Source organism: Flavobacterium sp. RHBU_24 (genome assembly GCF_046613695.1).
Classification (GTDB): domain Bacteria; phylum Bacteroidota; class Bacteroidia; order Flavobacteriales; family Flavobacteriaceae; genus Flavobacterium.
The window spans coordinates 80,034-99,153 of record NZ_JBKJHD010000002.1 but is presented as its reverse complement, the minus strand read 5'-3'; the positions used below and the strand labels follow the sequence as shown (position 1 = coordinate 99,153).

General features: G+C 44.1%; 11 protein-coding genes. All 11 read right to left on the bottom strand.

Features of this window, described 5'->3' with window-relative positions; translation table 11 throughout:
- Window positions 1–8: 8 nt before the first annotated feature.
- Window positions 9–3,032 (bottom strand): SusC/RagA family TonB-linked outer membrane protein, encoded by a 3,024-nt coding sequence (locus ACLI09_RS02870; RefSeq protein ID WP_411418084.1) that lies wholly within the window; start codon window positions 3,030–3,032, stop codon window positions 9–11.
- A gap of 153 nt (window positions 3,033–3,185) precedes the next feature.
- Window positions 3,186–4,097 carry an ROK family protein gene (locus tag ACLI09_RS02865; protein WP_411418083.1) on the bottom strand — a complete coding sequence of 304 codons (912 nt, stop codon included), beginning with the start codon at window positions 4,095–4,097 and terminating at the stop codon, window positions 3,186–3,188.
- A gap of 1 nt (window position 4,098) precedes the next feature.
- A complete protein-coding gene (locus ACLI09_RS02860) occupies window positions 4,099–4,821 on the bottom strand; it encodes a GntR family transcriptional regulator (RefSeq protein WP_411418082.1) in 723 nt (240 codons plus the stop codon).
- A gap of 156 nt (window positions 4,822–4,977) precedes the next feature.
- On the bottom strand, window positions 4,978–7,146 hold the full coding sequence (locus ACLI09_RS02855; RefSeq protein WP_411418081.1) for a TIM-barrel domain-containing protein: 2,169 nt from the start codon (window positions 7,144–7,146) through the stop codon (window positions 4,978–4,980).
- Between the two features lie 145 nt (window positions 7,147–7,291).
- Window positions 7,292–9,460, bottom strand: coding sequence for a GH92 family glycosyl hydrolase (locus ACLI09_RS02850; protein ID WP_411418080.1), 2,169 nt, complete (start codon window positions 9,458–9,460; stop codon window positions 7,292–7,294).
- A gap of 16 nt (window positions 9,461–9,476) precedes the next feature.
- A complete protein-coding gene (locus tag ACLI09_RS02845) occupies window positions 9,477–10,913 on the bottom strand; it encodes a glycoside hydrolase family 125 protein (protein WP_411418079.1) in 1,437 nt (478 codons plus the stop codon).
- Window positions 10,914–10,937: 24 nt separating this feature from the next.
- Window positions 10,938–13,241, bottom strand: a complete 2,304-nt coding sequence (locus tag ACLI09_RS02840) for a GH92 family glycosyl hydrolase (protein WP_411418078.1) — start codon at window positions 13,239–13,241, stop codon at window positions 10,938–10,940.
- 2 nt (window positions 13,242–13,243) lie between these two features.
- Window positions 13,244–15,049, bottom strand: a complete 1,806-nt coding sequence (locus tag ACLI09_RS02835; RefSeq protein ID WP_411418077.1) for a glycoside hydrolase family 2 protein — start codon at window positions 15,047–15,049, stop codon at window positions 13,244–13,246.
- A gap of 61 nt (window positions 15,050–15,110) precedes the next feature.
- Complete coding sequence (locus ACLI09_RS02830) at window positions 15,111–16,277, bottom strand: glycoside hydrolase family 76 protein (protein WP_411418076.1); 1,167 nt, start codon at window positions 16,275–16,277, stop codon at window positions 15,111–15,113.
- Window positions 16,278–16,344: 67 nt separating this feature from the next.
- The gene (locus ACLI09_RS02825) at window positions 16,345–17,472 is read right to left on the bottom strand and encodes a SusE domain-containing protein (RefSeq protein ID WP_411418075.1); all 1,128 of its coding nucleotides are present in this window, start codon (window positions 17,470–17,472) and stop codon (window positions 16,345–16,347) included.
- A 26-nt stretch (window positions 17,473–17,498) separates the two neighbouring features.
- A complete protein-coding gene (locus ACLI09_RS02820; protein ID WP_411418074.1) occupies window positions 17,499–19,118 on the bottom strand; it encodes a RagB/SusD family nutrient uptake outer membrane protein in 1,620 nt (539 codons plus the stop codon).
- Between the last annotated feature and the right edge of the window lie 2 nt (window positions 19,119–19,120).

Below are 19,120 nucleotides of genomic sequence, written 5' to 3'. Positions count from 1 at the left end.
ACTTTTTTTTAGAAATTTACGTTTAACCCTATAGACCACACCCGCGCCACAGGATATGCCCTGCCGCTGGCATCTACGGCTTCCGGGTCTACACCAAATTTTGTAAGCGGGCTTACCGTTAGCAGGTTAAAGCCGGTGGCATATATTTTAAGGCTTTCTATACCGGCAAAGGGTATATCTTCTTTTTTAAGCGTGTAGCCCAGCTGTACATTTTTCAATCTTAAATATTGCGCATTGTGTATATAAAAATCAGAACGTGCGGCATTATTTATAGATTCTGAACCTACTGTAAGGCGGGGGTACGAAGCATCAAGGTTATTGGGCGTCCAGCGGTCAAGATGGCTTTCTAATACGGGGCCTTCATTATTGTTGTGAAACGCCTCTACAATTTCCCCCCTAAGCCACTGCTGCCTTTTCCCTACGCCTTGTATAAAGAATGAAAAATCCCAGTGTTTATAGTTAATGTCATAAGTAAACCCGTACGTATACCTTGGGAATGCATTACCAAAAATAAACCTGTCGTTTTCATAATCAATCTTGCCATCATTATTACGGTCTACATAGCGGATGTCGCCCGGTTTTACGCTGGTGGCAAATATAGGTGTGGCACTTTGCGCAACCTCTTCTGCAGAGTTATAAAACCCATCAGACCACAGCGCGTAGTATGAGTTTATAGGATAGCCTTCTTTAAGTATGGTTTGCACGTCAAACCCGTTTATGTATTCCCTGCCCCTAAAGTTCTCAACAATATTTTGGGTATCAGAGATATTGAATTTTACCCCATGGTTAAAACCACCGGTCTGAAACCTGTAGCCGGCCGAAATATCCCAGCCTTTATTACTTACCGACCCTGCATTTTGAAAGGGCTGCCCCAGGCCGTATGTAGCAGGCACAGGAAGTTGCAGTAATATATCTTCAGTAAGGTTTTCAAACACGTCGAAAGAAAGGTCCAGCTTTTTGTTAAAGAAAGAAAGGTCGACACCAATGTTTTTCATCGTGGTGGTTTCCCAGGTGCGGTTACCGTTAGATACCGAGTAATATGCGCCCTGTGCAGCACCTCCGCCAAAGGAATAAACGTTACTTGATGTACTTACTAAACTCTGGTAACCATACAGGTCGTTTATATCCTGGTTGCCTACCTGGCCCCATGACGCCCTTACTTTTGCAAGAGAAACAACATCTTTAAGTGGTGCAAAAAAGGCTTCTTCGCTCACTACCCATCCTGCCGAAACAGACGGGAAAACACCCCAGCGGTTTTCGGTAGAAAAACGCGAAGAACCATCATACCTTAGGTTTGCCTCAAACAAATACCTGTCGGAAAAATTATAGCCCAGCCTGCCAAAGAACGAACTGATAGACCATTCGTTACCAGATCCATATGTACCGCTGCGCTGTATTTCCTGTGTGTTGTTAATTACCCCGAAGTTATTACCCGGAACATTAAGCCCCGTTACACCAAAAAACTCTGTTTTATTGGTTTCCGATGACGTACCTGCCATTATATCAAAATTGTGCTTATCAGCAAATGTTTTTTTATAGGTAGCAGTCAGGTAAGGATTAATATATAGCGTGCGGCTGTAGCTATCTGAAACCGAGTTTTGATTGTTGCCACCACCGGGATAAACATAGGCAATAGAACGACGGAACTGGTGCATTTTATTACTTACCACATTACCTCCTATTACACCATGCAGCACTAAGTTCTTTAACGGCTCATAATCAAGGGTAAAAGTAGCCAGTACCTCATCATTTTGATAGTTTGTAGACCCACCTTCCATTAACTGTGCCAGCGGGTTAGAGTTACTGCCGCTTACAAGGGTATAATTTCCGTCCTCGTCTATTATATTATAAATAGGAGGAGTACGCACCGTAGGCTCTATAATAAAATCAGTATAATAGGCATGGTCCTTTATATCATTTCGGGCAAACGACATACGGCCGCCAACCTTAAGCTTAGCGTTTACAATTTTATCAAAGTTCATCCTTGCGTTATACCTTTGATAGCCGTAGCCCGGCCCCTTAAACATGCTTTCCTGGTCAAGATAACCTAACGAAGCCATATAGCTAAGCCCATTATCTGAACCGCTTAACGAAAGGTTATGGCTGGATTGCATTGCATAATCTTTATATAAAGCCTCGTTCCAGTTTACATTAGGGCCATTTTCTTTAAAGCCTAATATCTGTTCCTGGGTAAAAGCCGGCGCCATACCGGAGTTTACAAGCGCTTCGTTTCGCAATGTGGCATATTGCCAGGAGTTGGCAAACTTGGGGAAATTTGTCGCTTCCTGCATGCCAAACATGGTTGAATATACAAACTTAGGTTTGCCTTCCTTACCGGTTTTAGTAGTAACAAGTATTACCCCACTTGCAGCGCGGGAGCCGTATATAGATGCCGACGCGGCATCTTTAAGGATTGAAATACTTTGTATATCATTAGGGTTTATATTGTTTAACGACCCTGGAACGCCATCTACCACTACCAGCGGTGTATTACCATTTATAGTGTTTACACCCCGGATATTGATAGATGACACTGAGCCCGGCGCAGAGGTATTTTGCTGTATGATAAGACCCGAAGCTTCGCCCTGTAAGGCCTGGTAGGCATTGGCAACGGGCTTTCCGTCGATATCCGAAGCGCTAATTTCACTTACTGCACCGGTTAAATTTACCTTTTTCCTGGTTCCGAAACCAATAACTACAACATCATCAAGCTGATTAACATTGGCAGAAAGCACAATATTAATAGTGGTTTGATTTTCTATAGCTACAGTTTTTGACGCGTATCCTATATATGATACCACAAGAACGGCGGGGTTTGTAGTTAACTGAATTTGAAAACTACCGTCAATGTCGCTCGTTGCAACATTAGAGGTTCCCTGTTCTAAAACAGATGCTCCCGGCAAGGGCCCGTTATCATCGGCTACAGAGCCGCTTACCATACGGTTTTGCGCGCTGGCCGCAAATCCGAAGAACAAAAGGATGGCCAATAATTTTAGTTGTTTTTTTAGCATGGCTATATCGATTAAGTACATATGTTTGAACATATGTAAAATTATAAAAAAAATATACACTCCAAAATTTTATTCAACTATTTTTCAATTTTTATTAAAAAACAGTTGAATAAAATACATTTGCCGTTTTTATACGTGATTTACCTGATTTGTGTAAACAATAATTTATCAGCACTACATAACCTTAAGGGTTGGTAAAAGCTCTTGATAGTAAGCATCGTCTAACAATAATGCACTACCTATTATTGCAGCTTCTTCACCAAAATTTGAAACGTAAATTTCAATATCTGGTAATGCTTTACTAACAGATGGGCCAAAAAATGAGTATGCCTTAGATATGTTCCCTCCTATTACTAAAACTTCTGCATTAAACTTTTTAAGGTAAGGAAGTAAGAACTTACCCAGCTCCTTACCCAGCCAGTCAAATACTGGCTGCACATAAGGGTCATCGTTAATAAGGCTACATAGCACTTGCACATTTTGAACTGATTTACTTGATAAAGCGGTATAATAGTTTAATATCCCACGTGTTGAGAATACATCATCTGCAAACTGGTTGTTATAGAGCTGGTTGTAGAGAAAACCTCCCTTGGGCAAAAGTTCGCCACTCAGCACCGGCTGTCCATCTACCACAAAAGAAGAACCAAAACCTGTACCTAATGTAATTGCAACTGCACGCGAATATAACGATGCTTTGCCTATTTGGGTTTCGGCAACTGAGAACGCAGTGGCATCATTTATAAACCTTATCTTTGAAGAATCAATTGCTAAGCGGGCGGCAAGTTCATTTCTTACATTCACGCCAAACAATGCATCAAGTTTATCAACATTCTGCATTTTACTTATACCATTATAATAATCAAAAGGGCCAGGCATAGCAATGCCGATACCCTGTATTTCTAAAACATTTTTTTTTGAAATCGATTTAGAAATTACGTCAGACCATGCATCTAAAATTTCATCTTTAGGCGCATGCGCATTTACTTTTGAATATGCCAGGGAGTCCGGAATAATTTTTTTGTTTGAATGTTCAAACATACCGCTTGTTATGTGGCTTCCGCCTATGTCAACACCTATACTATACATTTTATTTTCTTATTTCAATTGAATATGTAAACTTGTCGTTACGGTAATAACCTATGTTGTATTCTAATGGCCTGTCGCCGGGGTCGAGTACAAAACGTTCCCTTATTAAAATAGGCTCATCTTTATCGATACCCAGAAGTGACGCAAAATTTCCTGCTCTTCCCGCTTTAATTTTTTCCCGGGATACTGAGGGCATCCAATGATAATCCTGCTCTAAAATTTCATACAATGGCCTCTGGAAATCTTCTTTACCTGTTAAGCCTATACGTGGCTGAAAATAGCTTTCAAAAAACACAAACGGCTCATCAGTCCCCTTTAACCTGCTTAGCTTCAAAATCTTAGTATCAACATCAATATTCAGGAAATTGGCTATCTTTTGGTTTACCGTAGTCCACTCTATTTCTAGCTTAAGGTTTTTAAACGGAATACCCATTGAGCTCATCTCCTGTGTAAAACTGTGCCACTCGCTAAGGTTTGTTGTAATATCCTTAGAAGAAACTTTAGTACCTACACCTTTTTTTCTTGTAATCAAACCTTCATTTTCAAGTTTATTTGCAGCCTGCCTGATGGTATTACGGGATACGCCTAACCGTTGCGACAGTTCTACCTCCCTGGGTAAAAATGCCCCGTTTTTGTATTCCGGCAAATTAATTAAAGAACGTAAAAGCTGCTCCACCTGAATATGAAGCGGTATAGGGCTGTAATGATCTATTTTTAGTTCCAAGAGCAAAATTTTGATTGTTTGTCCTTTTGTATGGACAAAACAAAAATACGAATATAAATTTAAAATCCTAAAATTATACTTTCCGCTCTGTAATTTCTAATCATTATTTGCAGCCCCATGTTTACCTGTTAGACAGGCATAAGTACCCGCCCCTCATTAAGGTAATAAAACAGTTATACCATCTTTTAAAGTGCCTGTTGCATTGTATTCTTTACCGTTAATTAAAACTCTTGCATTTATTTTATTTATTTCCTTACTGCTGTCTCTTTTTCCGGCCTTGTCTTTAAGCCTGATGATTACTTTTTTACCCTTGGTTTGCGCAACAAAATCAAGAAGGCTGTAGTCGCCTTTTTTATACTCTAAACCATCGTAACCGTCTATATACAGCTGGCCGGCTGCTTTACCGTTTTTGTCTAAGCACACTAAAAGCGTTAGCGTATCAAAAGAGTTTTCGTTAGTATTTTGAATCACGTTGCCTAACGGCAGTATACTGCCGCCCTTTACTTTAACAGTGGCCTGGTACTCATCTTCTAAATCGCCGTCAATAAGGCTGAATTTTTCCCATATGCCGGAAGGCAGGTGAGGGTTTTTAGCAAAGGCAGGGATTACCAAAAGGTTTTCGCCTACAAGGAACACCTGCTCTTCTGCCCTGAGGCTTGCATCTTTAGTATCGGCAAAAAATACGGGAGCCATAACCGGCAGGCCTGTGGTGCTCGATTTGTAAAAACTGGTATACAAATACGGCAGCAGGCGATAACGGCGCTCTAATGCAATGCGCGACGATACTTCTATTTCAGGGCCGTAAGCCCACGGCTCTTTATTGTTTGTACCCGCGCAGGCATGGCCACGGGCAAATGGCATAAACACACCAAAGCTAATCCAGTTAGCCCACAACTCACCGGTGGTGTTTCCTAAGAATCCGCCTATATCCGGGCCGTTAAACGGCTGCCCTGAAAGCCCCAGCGTTATAGACATGGGTACTGAGAGTTTTAGATGTTCCCAGCTTGCGTAGTTATCGCCGGTCCAGGTGGCGGCATAGCGCTGCCCGCCCAGTAAGTTAGAACGTGTTAGCAAAAACGGCCTCTTGTTAGGGTTAGCTGCGATGATGCCGTTATAAGATGCCTCTACCATAAGCCTGCCATAGGCGTTGTGGTACAACAAATGCGGCCCCTGGGGCAGGTTGCCCCCACCCCTGTGTACGTTGTCATGTGGCATGGTGCCCAGACGCTCGCTCTCAGGTATATCGCTTTCAAAAACAGCGGGTTCATTTACATCATTCCATACGCCGTCTATACCGGTAGCAAGAAAATCTTTGTAGAGGCCTGCCCACCATTCCCTTGTTCTGGGGATGGAGTAATCCGGAAAGGCGCAGTAGCCGGGCCACACCTGGCCCTGATATTCTTTGCCATTGCTTCTTTGTACCCAAACATCATTTTTTGAACCGGACTGGTACACACTGTAGGTAGTATCAGCCTTTACACCGGGATCTATCATATACACTGCCCTGAACCCCTTGTTATGCAAATCGCTGTTAAGCGTTTTAGGATCGGGAAATCGCTTTTTATCAAAGGTGAATACCTTGTACCCATCCATATAGTCAATGTCCATCCAAATAACGTCGCACGGCAATTTCTTTGCCCTGAATGTGTCGGCTATCTCCCTTACCCGTGTTTCGCTATCGTAAGAAAAGCGGCACTGGTGGTACCCTAACGTCCACCTGGCGGGCATTTTCATAGTACCGGTAAGTTCTGCCAAGCCTTTTAACACCTCCTGCGGAGAGGCCCTGTCTATAATAAAAACACGAAACAGCGCCCCCTCGGTATTAAAAACTATTGCATCAGAATTTGTATGAAGCTCCGCTTTCCATGACGTATCAAACAATACCCCAAACGCAGTACCGTCTTTTCGCACTCCCATTACCCACGGATGGCTCTGGTACAGGCGCTTACCGCCTTCTACGCTGTAGGCACCGGTATCGGTATTCCATAATTTAATTGACTGCCCGTTGCGTAACAGCGGGCCGGTAACCTCTCCCCCGCCGTATAAGCTCACATCTCCGGTAAGGGGTAAACGTGCGCTTGCCTTATTATTTTCAAACGAAATTTCGGGCACCAGCGTCCACGAGGATGGCATGGTGCCTTTAGCGACCGGATCATTTTCTAAAATAAGCGAGGGGGTTTTATTTTTGTCGAATCCTGTGGGTACAAACATTACTATGTTGTCTCCTACCAGAGTTTTACTTTGTATGGTAACCGCTTTTTGCGCAGTCCCGCTTAGTACGGAAACTACCGTTATTGCAAAAGCAATACAGTTTTTTATTTTCATAATCAATACCTTTTACTTGCTGACATACACGAACTAATCGTTTATATTGCGCTGTTACGATTAAATGGGTTCTTTTAAAGTATAAAGGCACCTGGCTTTACCGCCAGGCACTTTATACCCATTTAAAAAACCCAAACTCAATTTCTTATTTTGTTTTAACCTCCAGTGTACCGCCTTCAGAGAAAAGTGTGTGTGGTATAAAATATCCGTTTACTTTTTTCCCGTTAAGCAATATCTCTTTTAAATTTCGGGTTTTGCCACTGTTTGTAATCGTAAACTTTTTGCCCTGCCCGCTAGTCCATTCTACCTTTTCAAACACAGGAACTGTTACTATATACTCGGTGTCCGACGGCGACAGCGGGTAAAGACCCAGGGCAGCCCACACATACCAGGACGACATTTCGCCTGCATCATCCATACCACTCATTGCAAGGCCCTCGGGGCCTATGCCATACATGGTAGCCAAAACTTCATCAATAATTTTTTGAGATTTTTCGGGCTTGCCCACAAAGTGGTATGAAAAAGGCGACTCATGTGCCGGCTGGTTGCCATGGCAGTACTGGCCTATAAAGCCGGAAATGTTCCAAGCAATGTATTCAGGGTTCCACGGTTTGGTAAAAAACGTATCCAGCTTTTGTTCAAACGGCTCTTTACCCCCGTACAACTTTACCAGACCTTCCATATCCTGCGGCGCATAAAACGATACATTCCACGCGTTCGCCTCCCGGTACATGTACTCATAATATGGATATTCCGGGTTAAACGGTGTTATCCAGCTGCCGTCTTCAAGCCTTCCCCTCATAAAGTTAGTCGACTTGTCGAATACATTTGCATAATTTTTTGAGCGTTTAGAGAGGTCTTTATAATGCTCGTCGTCCTTCAGTTCTTTTGCTAAAAGCGAAAGCGCATGGTCGTCGTAAGCATACTCGAGCGTTTTTGTAACGCCGGCCTTTCCTTTGCTCTCTACGTGCGGATTTTTAATATCCGGATCTGATATATATCCTTTTTTAATGTATTCGGCTATAAAAGGGCGCGTGCCCCCCTCTTTGTAGGCGTTATTGATTAAAAGTCCGTAGGCTTTTTTCACATCGTAATTTCGTATCCCGCGGGCATACGACCCTGCAATAAAAGACGCTGCGTGGTCGCCGTGGAAAAACGTAGGCATGAAGCCTTTAATCTCTCCCTCGTTTATCATCGAGTTGATAACATCGTTAGTTACCTCTGGCGAAAAAATGCTCAGCAGTACCAGCTTGTTCCTGTAATCGTCCCAAAGCGACGGTAAAGTGTAATACCTGTAGGTTTCTTTTCTGGTTTTACCGGCATCATCGGTAAACTCACCGTTAACATCGCTCCGTAAGGCAGGCCATAAAAACGACCTGTAGAGCATGCTGTAAAACATTTTATTCTGGGCTTCGGTACCGCCCTGTACTTTGATTTTGCCTAAAACGGTTTCCCACTCTGAGTCGCCCTGCGCTTTAATTTCATCAAAGGATTTACCGGCGGCTTCGGCCTTAAGGTTTTCGGCGGCGTTTTCAACACTCACAAAAGACAAGCCTATTTTTAAGGTTACCGGGCCCGCGCCGTCTTTTACAGACACCAGGGCATAGCCATCGCTTTTACCAGCCTTAACACTTTCAATACCGTTTATTTCAGTGCTTACTGTTGCATAAAAATATACTTTTTCTCCACCGGTCCTTTGGTAACCGCTAATACCATCTTTACCTGCCTGCTGTAACTGCCAGTCGTTAACATGGTTGTTTGCTTTTCCCAGGTCAAAAAGTATCCTGCGCCCTTTGTTGTTTCTAAAGGCATACTCATGAATACCACACCTCAACGTAGAAGTAAGCCTTACCTGAACATCATAGCTTTTAAGGTATACCTGGTAATACGCCGGGCTTGCTTTTTCGTTATCGTGATTAAACTCTGATTTAAACGGATAAGACGCGCTGGCAGGAACCGGCAGTACCGGGAGGTGGCACAAATTCCAATGCCCTTTATTAGTATGCGTAAAGCTTACTATTTCTTTCATTTCATACTCGTAGCCCGCGCCGGAGCCGTACTTTGTCATGGGGCTGAGCTGCACCATGGCATTAGGCACAGACGAACCCGGAAACACCAGCCCTGCCCATACGCGCATATCGGCCGGTGGGGTATACCCTATAATTTTAGTGTCTAATAGGGGCGCTGTACCTATAAAGGGGTTTACCAGCGGGGTAAGCTTTTTAGTAGTCTGGGCCGCTGCCGGTATCATAATTCCCGCAGAAAGGCATACTCCCATAAGGGCAAAACGTATCCTGCTTTTAAAATAATTCATAGTAATAGTATTAAATTTAAGAGGCTAACAATGATGGATTTTTCTTGTAAGTATCCCACAGCAGCTCTCCAAATAGTGTATTTATCCAGGCAAACCATGCCCTTGTAAAGTTTTTAGCATCGTCTTTATGAAACGACTCGTGCATAAAGCCGGTATCGCCGTGGCTGGCTTTCAGCATTTTAATGCATTCCTTAATTTCCTCGTTATTGTTGCTGGTCATGGCCCTCATTATGATAGCCATTGGCCAGATCATATCCATACCTACGTGGGGGCCTCCTATACCCTCGGCAACCTTCCCTTTAAAGAAAAACGGGTTATCGGTAGAAAATATAAACTTCCTTGTGTTTTGGTAAATGGTATCGTTAGCATCTATGGCGTTAAGGTAGGGCAATGCCAAAAGGCTCGGCACGTTTGCATCGTCCATTAACAGGTGGTTGCCAAAACCATCAACTTCAAACGCATAGATATCGCCATATTTTTTGTGGTTAACAATGCCGTATTTTCTTATCGCTGCATCTACTTCAGCACCCAGGGCTTCCAGTTCTTTTGCGGTAGCTTCATCTTTTTTGATGGTACGCATCATTTCCGCCGCCTGCTTCATGCTTACTACGATAAAGAAGTTTGACGGTATCAGAAACGAGAACACCGTAGCATCGTCACTCGGCCTGAATGCAGAGCACACCAGCCCTACCGGGTTAACCGGATAGCCGTAACCTTTAAGCGGCCTGGTATCGGTTGCAAACTGTGTTGTCCTTTGAAACGAATACGGGTTTTTACCTGTTTTTTCCTGCTGGTCTTTAAATACCTGCAGGGTTGTTTTAATGGCTTTTACCCAGTTGGCATCAAATGGGGTGGTGTCGCCGGTGTTTTTCCAGTAATTGTAAGCCAGCCTTATAGGGTAGCAAAGCGAATCTATTTCATATTTGCGCTCGTGTACACCCGGCTTCATATCGGTGTGGTCTGTTGTCCACTCGCCTTTTTTTTGTGGGTCGTTATAAAACGCATTGGCATACGGGTCTTTAAGCACGTATTCGGTTTGCCTGTTTATAACGCCTGCAATAAGATTTTTAAGTTTTTTGTCTTTGCTGGCAAAGGCCATATAAGGCCATACCTGTGCAGAGCTGTCTCGCAGCCACATAGCGTCTATATCGCCGGTTATTACATAAGTATCGGGCTTGCCGTTTTTCTCAGAATAGGTAACTGTAGTATCGAGCGTGTTGGGAAAACAGTTATTAAACAGCCACGCCAGTTCTTTGTCTTTTACATTTTTTTGAAATTCTTCTATGGTTTTCTCAACCAGCATACTTTCAAAATTCCGTTTGTTTTTGGGGGTTCTTAACACCGGAAAATCTTTTATCGCCATGCCGGGCGCAGCCGCAAATAACTCGGAAGGGTTTATTAGTGTAAGGCTACTTAGTAATGCTGTGTTTTGTAAAAACTTTCTTCTTTCCATTATTATTACAAGTTTATGCGTAAGCTATTTTTCGTTTGTAAGTGAGTAGGGCAAATCTTCTGTGTCGAATTCCCTGGTTGTATCGGGTGTATCGGTCATTTTAAAATCTATTACCGCACCGTTAGTAAGGTCGTTATGGCTTAGCCAAAGCTTAGTATAGGCTTTACCATTAAAGGCAGCCGATTTTATATACCGGTTAGCATCGCTGTTATCGGGGGCATTAATAATTACCTGCTTACCGTTGTGCAGCTTCAACGTAACCTTTTTAAACAGTGGCGCTCCCATAACATACTGATTTGTTGCCGGGGTAACCGGGTAAAAACCCATGGCCGAGAATACATACCATGCCGAAGTTTGCCCGTTATCTTCGTCTCCGCAGTAACCGTCGGCACGCGGGTTGTACAGCCTGTTAAGCGATTCCCGTACCCAATATTGCGCCCGCCAGGGCTTGCCTGCATGGTTATACAGGTAAATCATGTGCTGTATGGGCTGGTTGCCGTGGGCATACTGGCCCATGTTTGCAACCTGCATTTCCCGCATTTCGTGGATAAAGCCGCCATTAAAGCTGTTGTTAAATACCGGTGGCAATTTAAACACACTATCCAGCTGCTTTGCAAATACTTCTTTGCCGCCCATAAGGTTGATAAGGCCCTGCACATCATGAAAAACCGACCAGCTGTAGTGCCAGCTGTTACCCTCGGTAAATCCTTCGCCCCAGCGTATAGGGTCAAACGGTTCCATAAATTTACCCGACGACATTTTTCCCCTCATCAGGTTATGCTGCGGGTCGAAAATGTTTTTGTAATTGAGGCTCCGTTTTTTATACAGTTCAATTTCCTTTTTAGGGCGCTTAAGCGCTTTTGCCAGCTGGTAGATGGCAAAGTCATCATAGGCATACTCTAAGGTGCGCGCGGCACTCTCGTTTACCACATCATAAGGCACATAGCCCAGCTTATTATATTTATTTACGCCTACCCTGCCTACTGCCTTAAGCGGCCCGGCATTGTTTGCGCCATGCAGCACCGCCTCGTATAACGTGTTGATATCATAGCCTGCCTTGCTGCCCAGCTTAAGGTAAGCGTCAGACACTATAGAGGCAGAGTTATTCCCTATCATGATGTCCCGTAAACCGGGGCTTGCCCATTCAGGAAGCCAGCCGCTCTCTTTGTAAGCGTTAACCAGCCCTTCCTGCATTTTTGCATTAACTTCAGGATACATAAGGTTTAGTAATGGGAACAATGACCTGAAGGTATCCCAAAAACCTGTATCAGTATACATATAGCCGGGTAATACCTTACCATTATAAGGGCTATAGTGCACTGCACTGCCGTTTGCGTCATACTCGTAAAACATACGGGGGAACAACAGCGAGCGGCACAGGCACGAATAAAACGTAGTGTTTTGCGCAGCGGTGCCACCTTCGGGAACAATGCGGATAAGGTTGTTATTCCAGGCATCTTTTCCCTGCTGTTTTACTTTATCAAAACTTAGTGCTTTAACTTCGTTAAGGTTACGTTCAGCCTGCTCATGGCTAATGAATGACGACGCTACTATGGCGTTTACCTTTTCGCCCGGTTTGGTTTTAAAGCCTATTACAGCACCGGCATGGTTACCGGTAAGTTCAGGCTGGTTGCCTAAATTGTCTCCGTTAAACGTTGCCGTAGACGTAAAGGGCGTATCAAAAACAATTACAAAGTAATTTTTAAAGTTAGCCGGTACCCCGCCACTATTCTTTGTACTATAGCCTATTATTTTATTCTCACCGGGAATTACTTTTATATATGAACCGTTATCAAATGCGTCTATAACCACATACGCCTGGTCGGTTTCAGGAAATGTAAACCTGAAACGGGCGGCCCTTTCGGTAGGTGTAATTTCGGTAGTAACATTATGCTCTGCCAGGTATACCTTATAGTAGTATGGTGTTGCTTCTTCCGCTTTATGAGAAAACCAGCTTTGCCTTTCGTCTTCCTTAAACTTAAGGCTGCCTGTTACGGGCATGATAGAAAACTGTCCGTAATCGTTCATCCATGGCGATGGCTGGTGTGTTTGCTTAAAGCCTTTTATCTGGTTAGACGTATAGGTATAGGCCCAGCCGTCGCCCATCTTCCCGGTTTGCGGTGTCCAGAAATTCATACCCCACGGGCGGGCTATTGCCGGGTACACATTGCCATTGCTTAGTTCGTGGCGGGAGTCGGTACCCATTAAAGGGTTTACCCAGTCTACCGGCGTTTTGGCATCGGCTGACTTTACAACAACTGCCTGTTGCGCAAATACCGTTGTAACAGGCGCCAGGGCGAAAAAAAATAACGCAGCTATTTTTCTCAAAATTATTCGCTTATACTGTTAATAACCTCTTGATTTACTTTGTTTACCCGCTGGAAATCCATTTTATCTACTTTACGGTCGTAGGTCATAAAGCCGTTTACTTCGCCTTCCACATCGGTGGTCTGGGTATAAACCGCAGCAGAAAAGCCCGATTTGGCAAGCTTTTTAAGTTCCTCGGCATATTTTATATAAAGGTCGGTAGTCTCGGTAGTATTTTTAAATTGGGTGTACCCCCAGTTCCTGTCGGTTTGCCAAAGGTGGCCTTCTATAGGAAGGCCTATTCCGCCATATTCACCCAGCACTGTTACGCGCCTTGCATCATACAGTGGCATTTTTGGGCCGGGATAGTGGTGTATATCCAGTATATCAGCGGTCTGGAAATGGTTGCCCCCGCTTGATGAGTTTACAAGCCTGGTAGGGTCATAATTTTTTGTCCACTCTGCTATTTCAACTGTTTTAAACTGACCCCAGGCCTCGTTAAAGGGTACCCATACCGCAATACACGGATACGGATACAGATTGTCTAAAATTTCTCTCCATTCCCTTTTATAAATCGCTTCAGATTCTGCCGTTCTTTTAAGCTCGTTACCGTCAAAATACTGGTGCATTTGCCATATCGGGTTGTCATCGCCGCTGGGCATGTCCTGCCATACCAGTATGCCCATCCTGTCGCAATGGGTGTACCAGCGTTGCGGCTCTACCTTAACGTGCTTGCGTATCATGTTAAAGCCTAATTCTTTTGTTTTAACAATATCATACTTCAATGCTTCGTCAGACGGAGCCGTATACAGGCCATCGGGCCACCAGCCCTGGTCTAACGGGCCAAAATGAAAATAGTCTTTATTGTTAAGCTGCATCCTTACAATACCCTGCTCATCTCTTTTGGTAGAAATTTTGCGCATTGCAAAATAACTTTTCACCTCATCTACCGCTTTACCCGATGTAATCAGCTTAACTTTTACATCATACAGGTACGGGCTTTCCGGCGACCATAGTTTTGGATTTTTAAGCACAATATCTACTGCCTGGCCGGCAACAGCCTTACCCGACGCAATAGGCCTGTTATCCTGCAGTACGGTCACTTCTACAATATCTCCGGCAGCTGTACCTTCCGTTTGGGTTGCGATGCTTATCGTGTTATGGTCGATATCAGCCGTTGGCCTTACTGCTTTAATGTGTTTTTTATTAACCGGTTCCAGCCAAACGGTTTGCCAGATGCCGGTAACAGGTGTGTACCATATGCCTTCAGGTTTTTTTACCTGCTTGCCCCTTGGCTGCGGGCCGTCGTTAGTAGGGTCCCATACTTTAACTACCAGCTTTTGGTTTTTGCCCGTAATAAAAGGGGTGATGTTGAATGAAAATGGCGAGTACCCACCGGAATGCGAACCTACCTTTACATCGTTTATGTATACATCTGCTTTCCAGTCTACCGCACCAAAGTGAAGCAGGATGTCTTTTCCTTTCCAGGCATTATCTACAGTAAAATTAGTTTCATACCATAGTTCGTTTTTACCACCCACCTCTTTCATAACACCTGATAGGCTGGACTCCGCAGCAAAAGGCACGAGTATCTTACCATCAAATTTTAGGGGTTCGGCCAAGCCGGCTTCCTGTATGGCATAATTCCACAGTCCGTTAAGGTTTTTCCACTGGCTGCGTTCCATTACGGGGCGGGGATACTCCGGCAGAACATTATTAACATTAACAGACTCGGCCCACTTAGTTTTTATTTTATCGCCTGCGGGCTTATATTGTGCGTAACTTATTGTACTGATTAACAATAGCAATACTGCAACTTTATTCTTCATTGTAAATAGTTTAAAATAAAAATACCCGGTAATCTTATGAGCAGATCACCGGGTTATATCATTATAAGTGTCCTGCTTCGTCCAGCATTGCGGCGGCTTCTATAAGCATAACGCCACTTATCTGGGTAGAGAAATCTACATTGCCCGAAGGCAGGTTTCTCCAGTTTGGCCCAAACAGCATCGCCGGCCTTAAAATGCCCCTGTTATATGCGGTAGTGGCATTAAACCTGAAAAAGTTTACAAACGACTGTTTATCGGTAGAGTTAATATTGGGCTCCATGATAAGCTGTGCAAGGTATCTTACAAGAATGCCTTTAAACAAACCGCCATCGCCCTGGCCTTCATCTCTAAGTATTCCTTCGGTTGTAAGCTGGGGGCTGGTAGTAAGCGTCCGTGCGGCTTTAACGGCTTCGGTTAAGTAACCCGCCTGCCCTGTAGCTTCGTACATCATATGGTTTAAGCCTATCCAGGTACCCATATTATAGGTAAATACCCAGCTTGAATTAACCACTTCCACACCGTTTTGCATTGAGATGTTATCCCATACAATACCGGTTAGAGGGTCTACCAGGGTATTTTTTTGCCAGTCATAAATTTTCTGTGCCCACTCCAGGTCCTCAGGATTTCCGTCTATTTCATACAGCTGCAGCGCTATAATTGCCGCGGGCGCGTTAGATACGGCATTTTTTTGGTACGGCGTATCCTGTTTCCAGGTAATACCGCCTCCAAAAACGTCATCTGTCCAGCTTTGTTTAATGATTGTCCAAAGCTCTTCCGCCACATCTTTATATTGTTCATCGTTTGTAGCATTGTAAGCACGCAGGCTGGCATTGGCAAGCCATATCATATCATCGTTAAAAACATTGTTGTAGGTATTGTTGTTCTTTATTTTAATACCTTCTAACAAAGCCTTCATTTTAGGCAGGTAGTTTTCGTCGCCGGTACGGGTGTAACCGTCATACAGCACATCAAGCATGTGTGCATTTCTCCAGTAATGGAATGTAGGATTACCCGAATTATTCTCGGTAAACGTACCGTTAGAGCCTAAAAATGTATTGTATGTGGCCTGCTGTAAAGAATCGGCAGTTTCTGACCATGTGTACACTTTTTCATTCCCTCCCGAAAAATCAGGATTGGTTAAAGGTATCGGGTCATCAGAACACGATACCGCTAAAAACAGGCCCGCGCCTGCCAGTAAAGTACTTTTTATTGCTGAAATTGTTTTCATAGCTATCTTGTTAAAAAGAAACATGCCTGAGGGAATCAACCCAAACCCAAAGGCATATTATAATTAATTATAAAATTGTAAAACTGTGCGTGTATGCCTGAGAATCTCCGCTAAAGTCTATAAGCGCGTTTACGTTGCTGTAATCAACCTCTGAAGCAAACTTAAAGGTGTTGTTCCACCTGTCGCTGGTAACGGGTACCATATACCAGTATGATTCAGGAGAATCTGCGTTTGGCCTGTTGTTATCTACATTTACACTGCCAAACCACTCATCACTGCTGGTACTGCCATCTGACATTGTAAATTTGAACTTGTAACGCTCATCCCTGCCCCATGATTCCTGCCTGAACTCTATATATTTGTTCAGCGCTTCCCAGGTGCCGTGGCCCGCATAGGTGTAATCGAACATGAATACATCATTTGGTGCAAACCATAACTGAACATTTTGCACTTCGGTAATGTTTGTAGAGCCATCGCTAAAGTCTACCCTTATCCTGTATACTTTATCGCCACCGCTGTAGGCAGTACTACCGTCTTGCTTCAGTTTGTTATTGCTGTCTATATAATACTCTTCAGGAGTACCGGTTATGCGCGTAATAAATTTATAATCGCCGGCAGAAAGTTTGGTGTAAATTTCAAAAGTGCTCGCACCTGTCTTTTTAAAAGGTAAAGCCATTGACGCATTGTCTCCCTCTTCAGATGCAGTGCCTGTAATATACACCTGGTCTGGCGCGGGGAACCCGCCCGGGCGTTGCAGTTCTATAGTATGTGAAACCGCCGCCATCATAAAGTTAAGCCCTTTAGACGAACGCACCGTCCAAATAAGTTTGCCCACAGTTTCAGGCTCTATACCGGCCATACCGGCTATAGCATTTAACCTTGTAAAACTAAGGTTAAGGCTTTTTTGAAATCCGTTGCCATCGGCAGGTATCACATATACCGGGTTAGAGAAATCTCCGCCTTCCTTGTCAAATACCACATCATAAAGCACTACGCCGTTATCTTCTGCCTTAGCGCCCTCCCACTCAAACAAAGCCGATCCCGGCGCAGCAAGATCATAAAACCTGTTGTCTTCGGGCAGGTATAATGCCTGCACAGCAGATACATTAGTGTGGCTTACACGGTCATCATCAGAGCAGCCTACGGCAACAACGGCCATAAATAGAAACAATAATTTTGAATATATAGTTTTCATAAGATTTATTTTAATGTTTAAATAGTTTACCAGCCGGGATTTTGTGTTAAGTTACCATTTACCAAGCGCTCATCGCGCGGTATAGGCCACAGGTAATGCTTACCCGGGTCAAACGTGCGCAGGTTAGCCCTTATGTACCCATTATCCTGAGACGGTATGCCAAACTGTGCTCCATGCGCCCATCCGTTAAGTACGTCTTCGGCAATTTCCCATCTTCTGATATCAAATATCCTAAGGCCTTCCATAGCAAATTCAGTACGGCGCTCATTACGGATTGTTTCGCGTAATTCAACCTGGGATAAAGAGGCATCAAAAGAAAGGGCCGCATTATCAGTAAAGCCTGCACGCATCCTTATCGGCCTGATGGTATTATTCCACACGGCGGCATCAAACTGGCCTAGTTCATGCTTAGCCTCAGCGTGCATTAAAAGCACATCGGCATAGCGTATCAGCATAAGGTTAAGGCCCGACTGAAGCGATGTAAGGTGTTGCGGATCAAAATACTTACGGGTGTAATATGCCGTAGGCGATGCTGACGAACCCTGAACATACTCATCCGGAGTGCCAGATCCCGGCGCTATAAGTATGGTAGACACACTGCCGTTAGGGTTTGTCCATTGATAGTTATGATACACTACCGTGGCTTTAAGCCTTGGGTCCCTGTTTGTATACGGGGTATTTTCGTTATAGCCTGAACCGGCTTCATCAATAGCCTGACCGTTAAGCATGATATAGCTGTCTACAAGTTCTTGTGTTGGTGCCAGGGAGTTAAGCCTTGCGCCCACCGATATGGGTGCGATATCAAAAAACTCGCCCCACATCCTGAACTGGGGGACATACTGTATGCTCAGTATATCCTCACTGCTGTACTCATTTTGGGGAAGGAAAATACCCTCGTAAGACGGAAACAGGCTGTAGTTACCAAAAGCGCCATCCATAAGTTGCTCCGTAATATCTGCCACTTCCTGCCACCTGCCTTCGTATAAAAGTACGCGCGCTTTTAGTGCCATGGCAGCCCCTGAGGTTATCCTGCCTTTATCGGCAGTTGCATATTCCGCATTCGTTGGCAATACGGCAGCAGCGGCATCAAGTTCGTTCAGTATAAAGTCTACCACTTCGGCATGCGGCGTCCTGGTGATGCTTAACGCTTCTTCCAGTGATGGGTCGCTTGAGATAAGCGGTATATCACCAAACCAGGTAGTGAGCTGAAAATGCTGGAACGCCCTTAAAAATCGGGCTTCGCCTTTCATCCTGTCTATAAGTGTAGCGTCTGCCCCCTGGATGCGGTCTATATTTTCAAGTAAAATATTACATGTTTTTATGCCGGCATACCTGCTGCCCCATTCATCTTTAAAACGGGGTAATGAAGCATCATACGTACCGGCTGCAATAGAGGCTGCACCGGCTATATCGCCACGGCCGTTAAAAGCATTATCTGACAGCGCTTCGTTATAAAAAAAGTTTGTGCTGTTTTGCATTTGAGAGTAAGCAGTATTTAATACTGTTTGTGCACGGCTTACGCTTGTCCAGTAGTTAACATCGGTAAATACGTTTTCGGGCGCAAGGTCAAGGTCTTCGCAACCCGCAGCAAAAAGCAGCAGGCCCAGCGAGACAATTTTTACATAATTTTTTATTATTCTTTTCATTT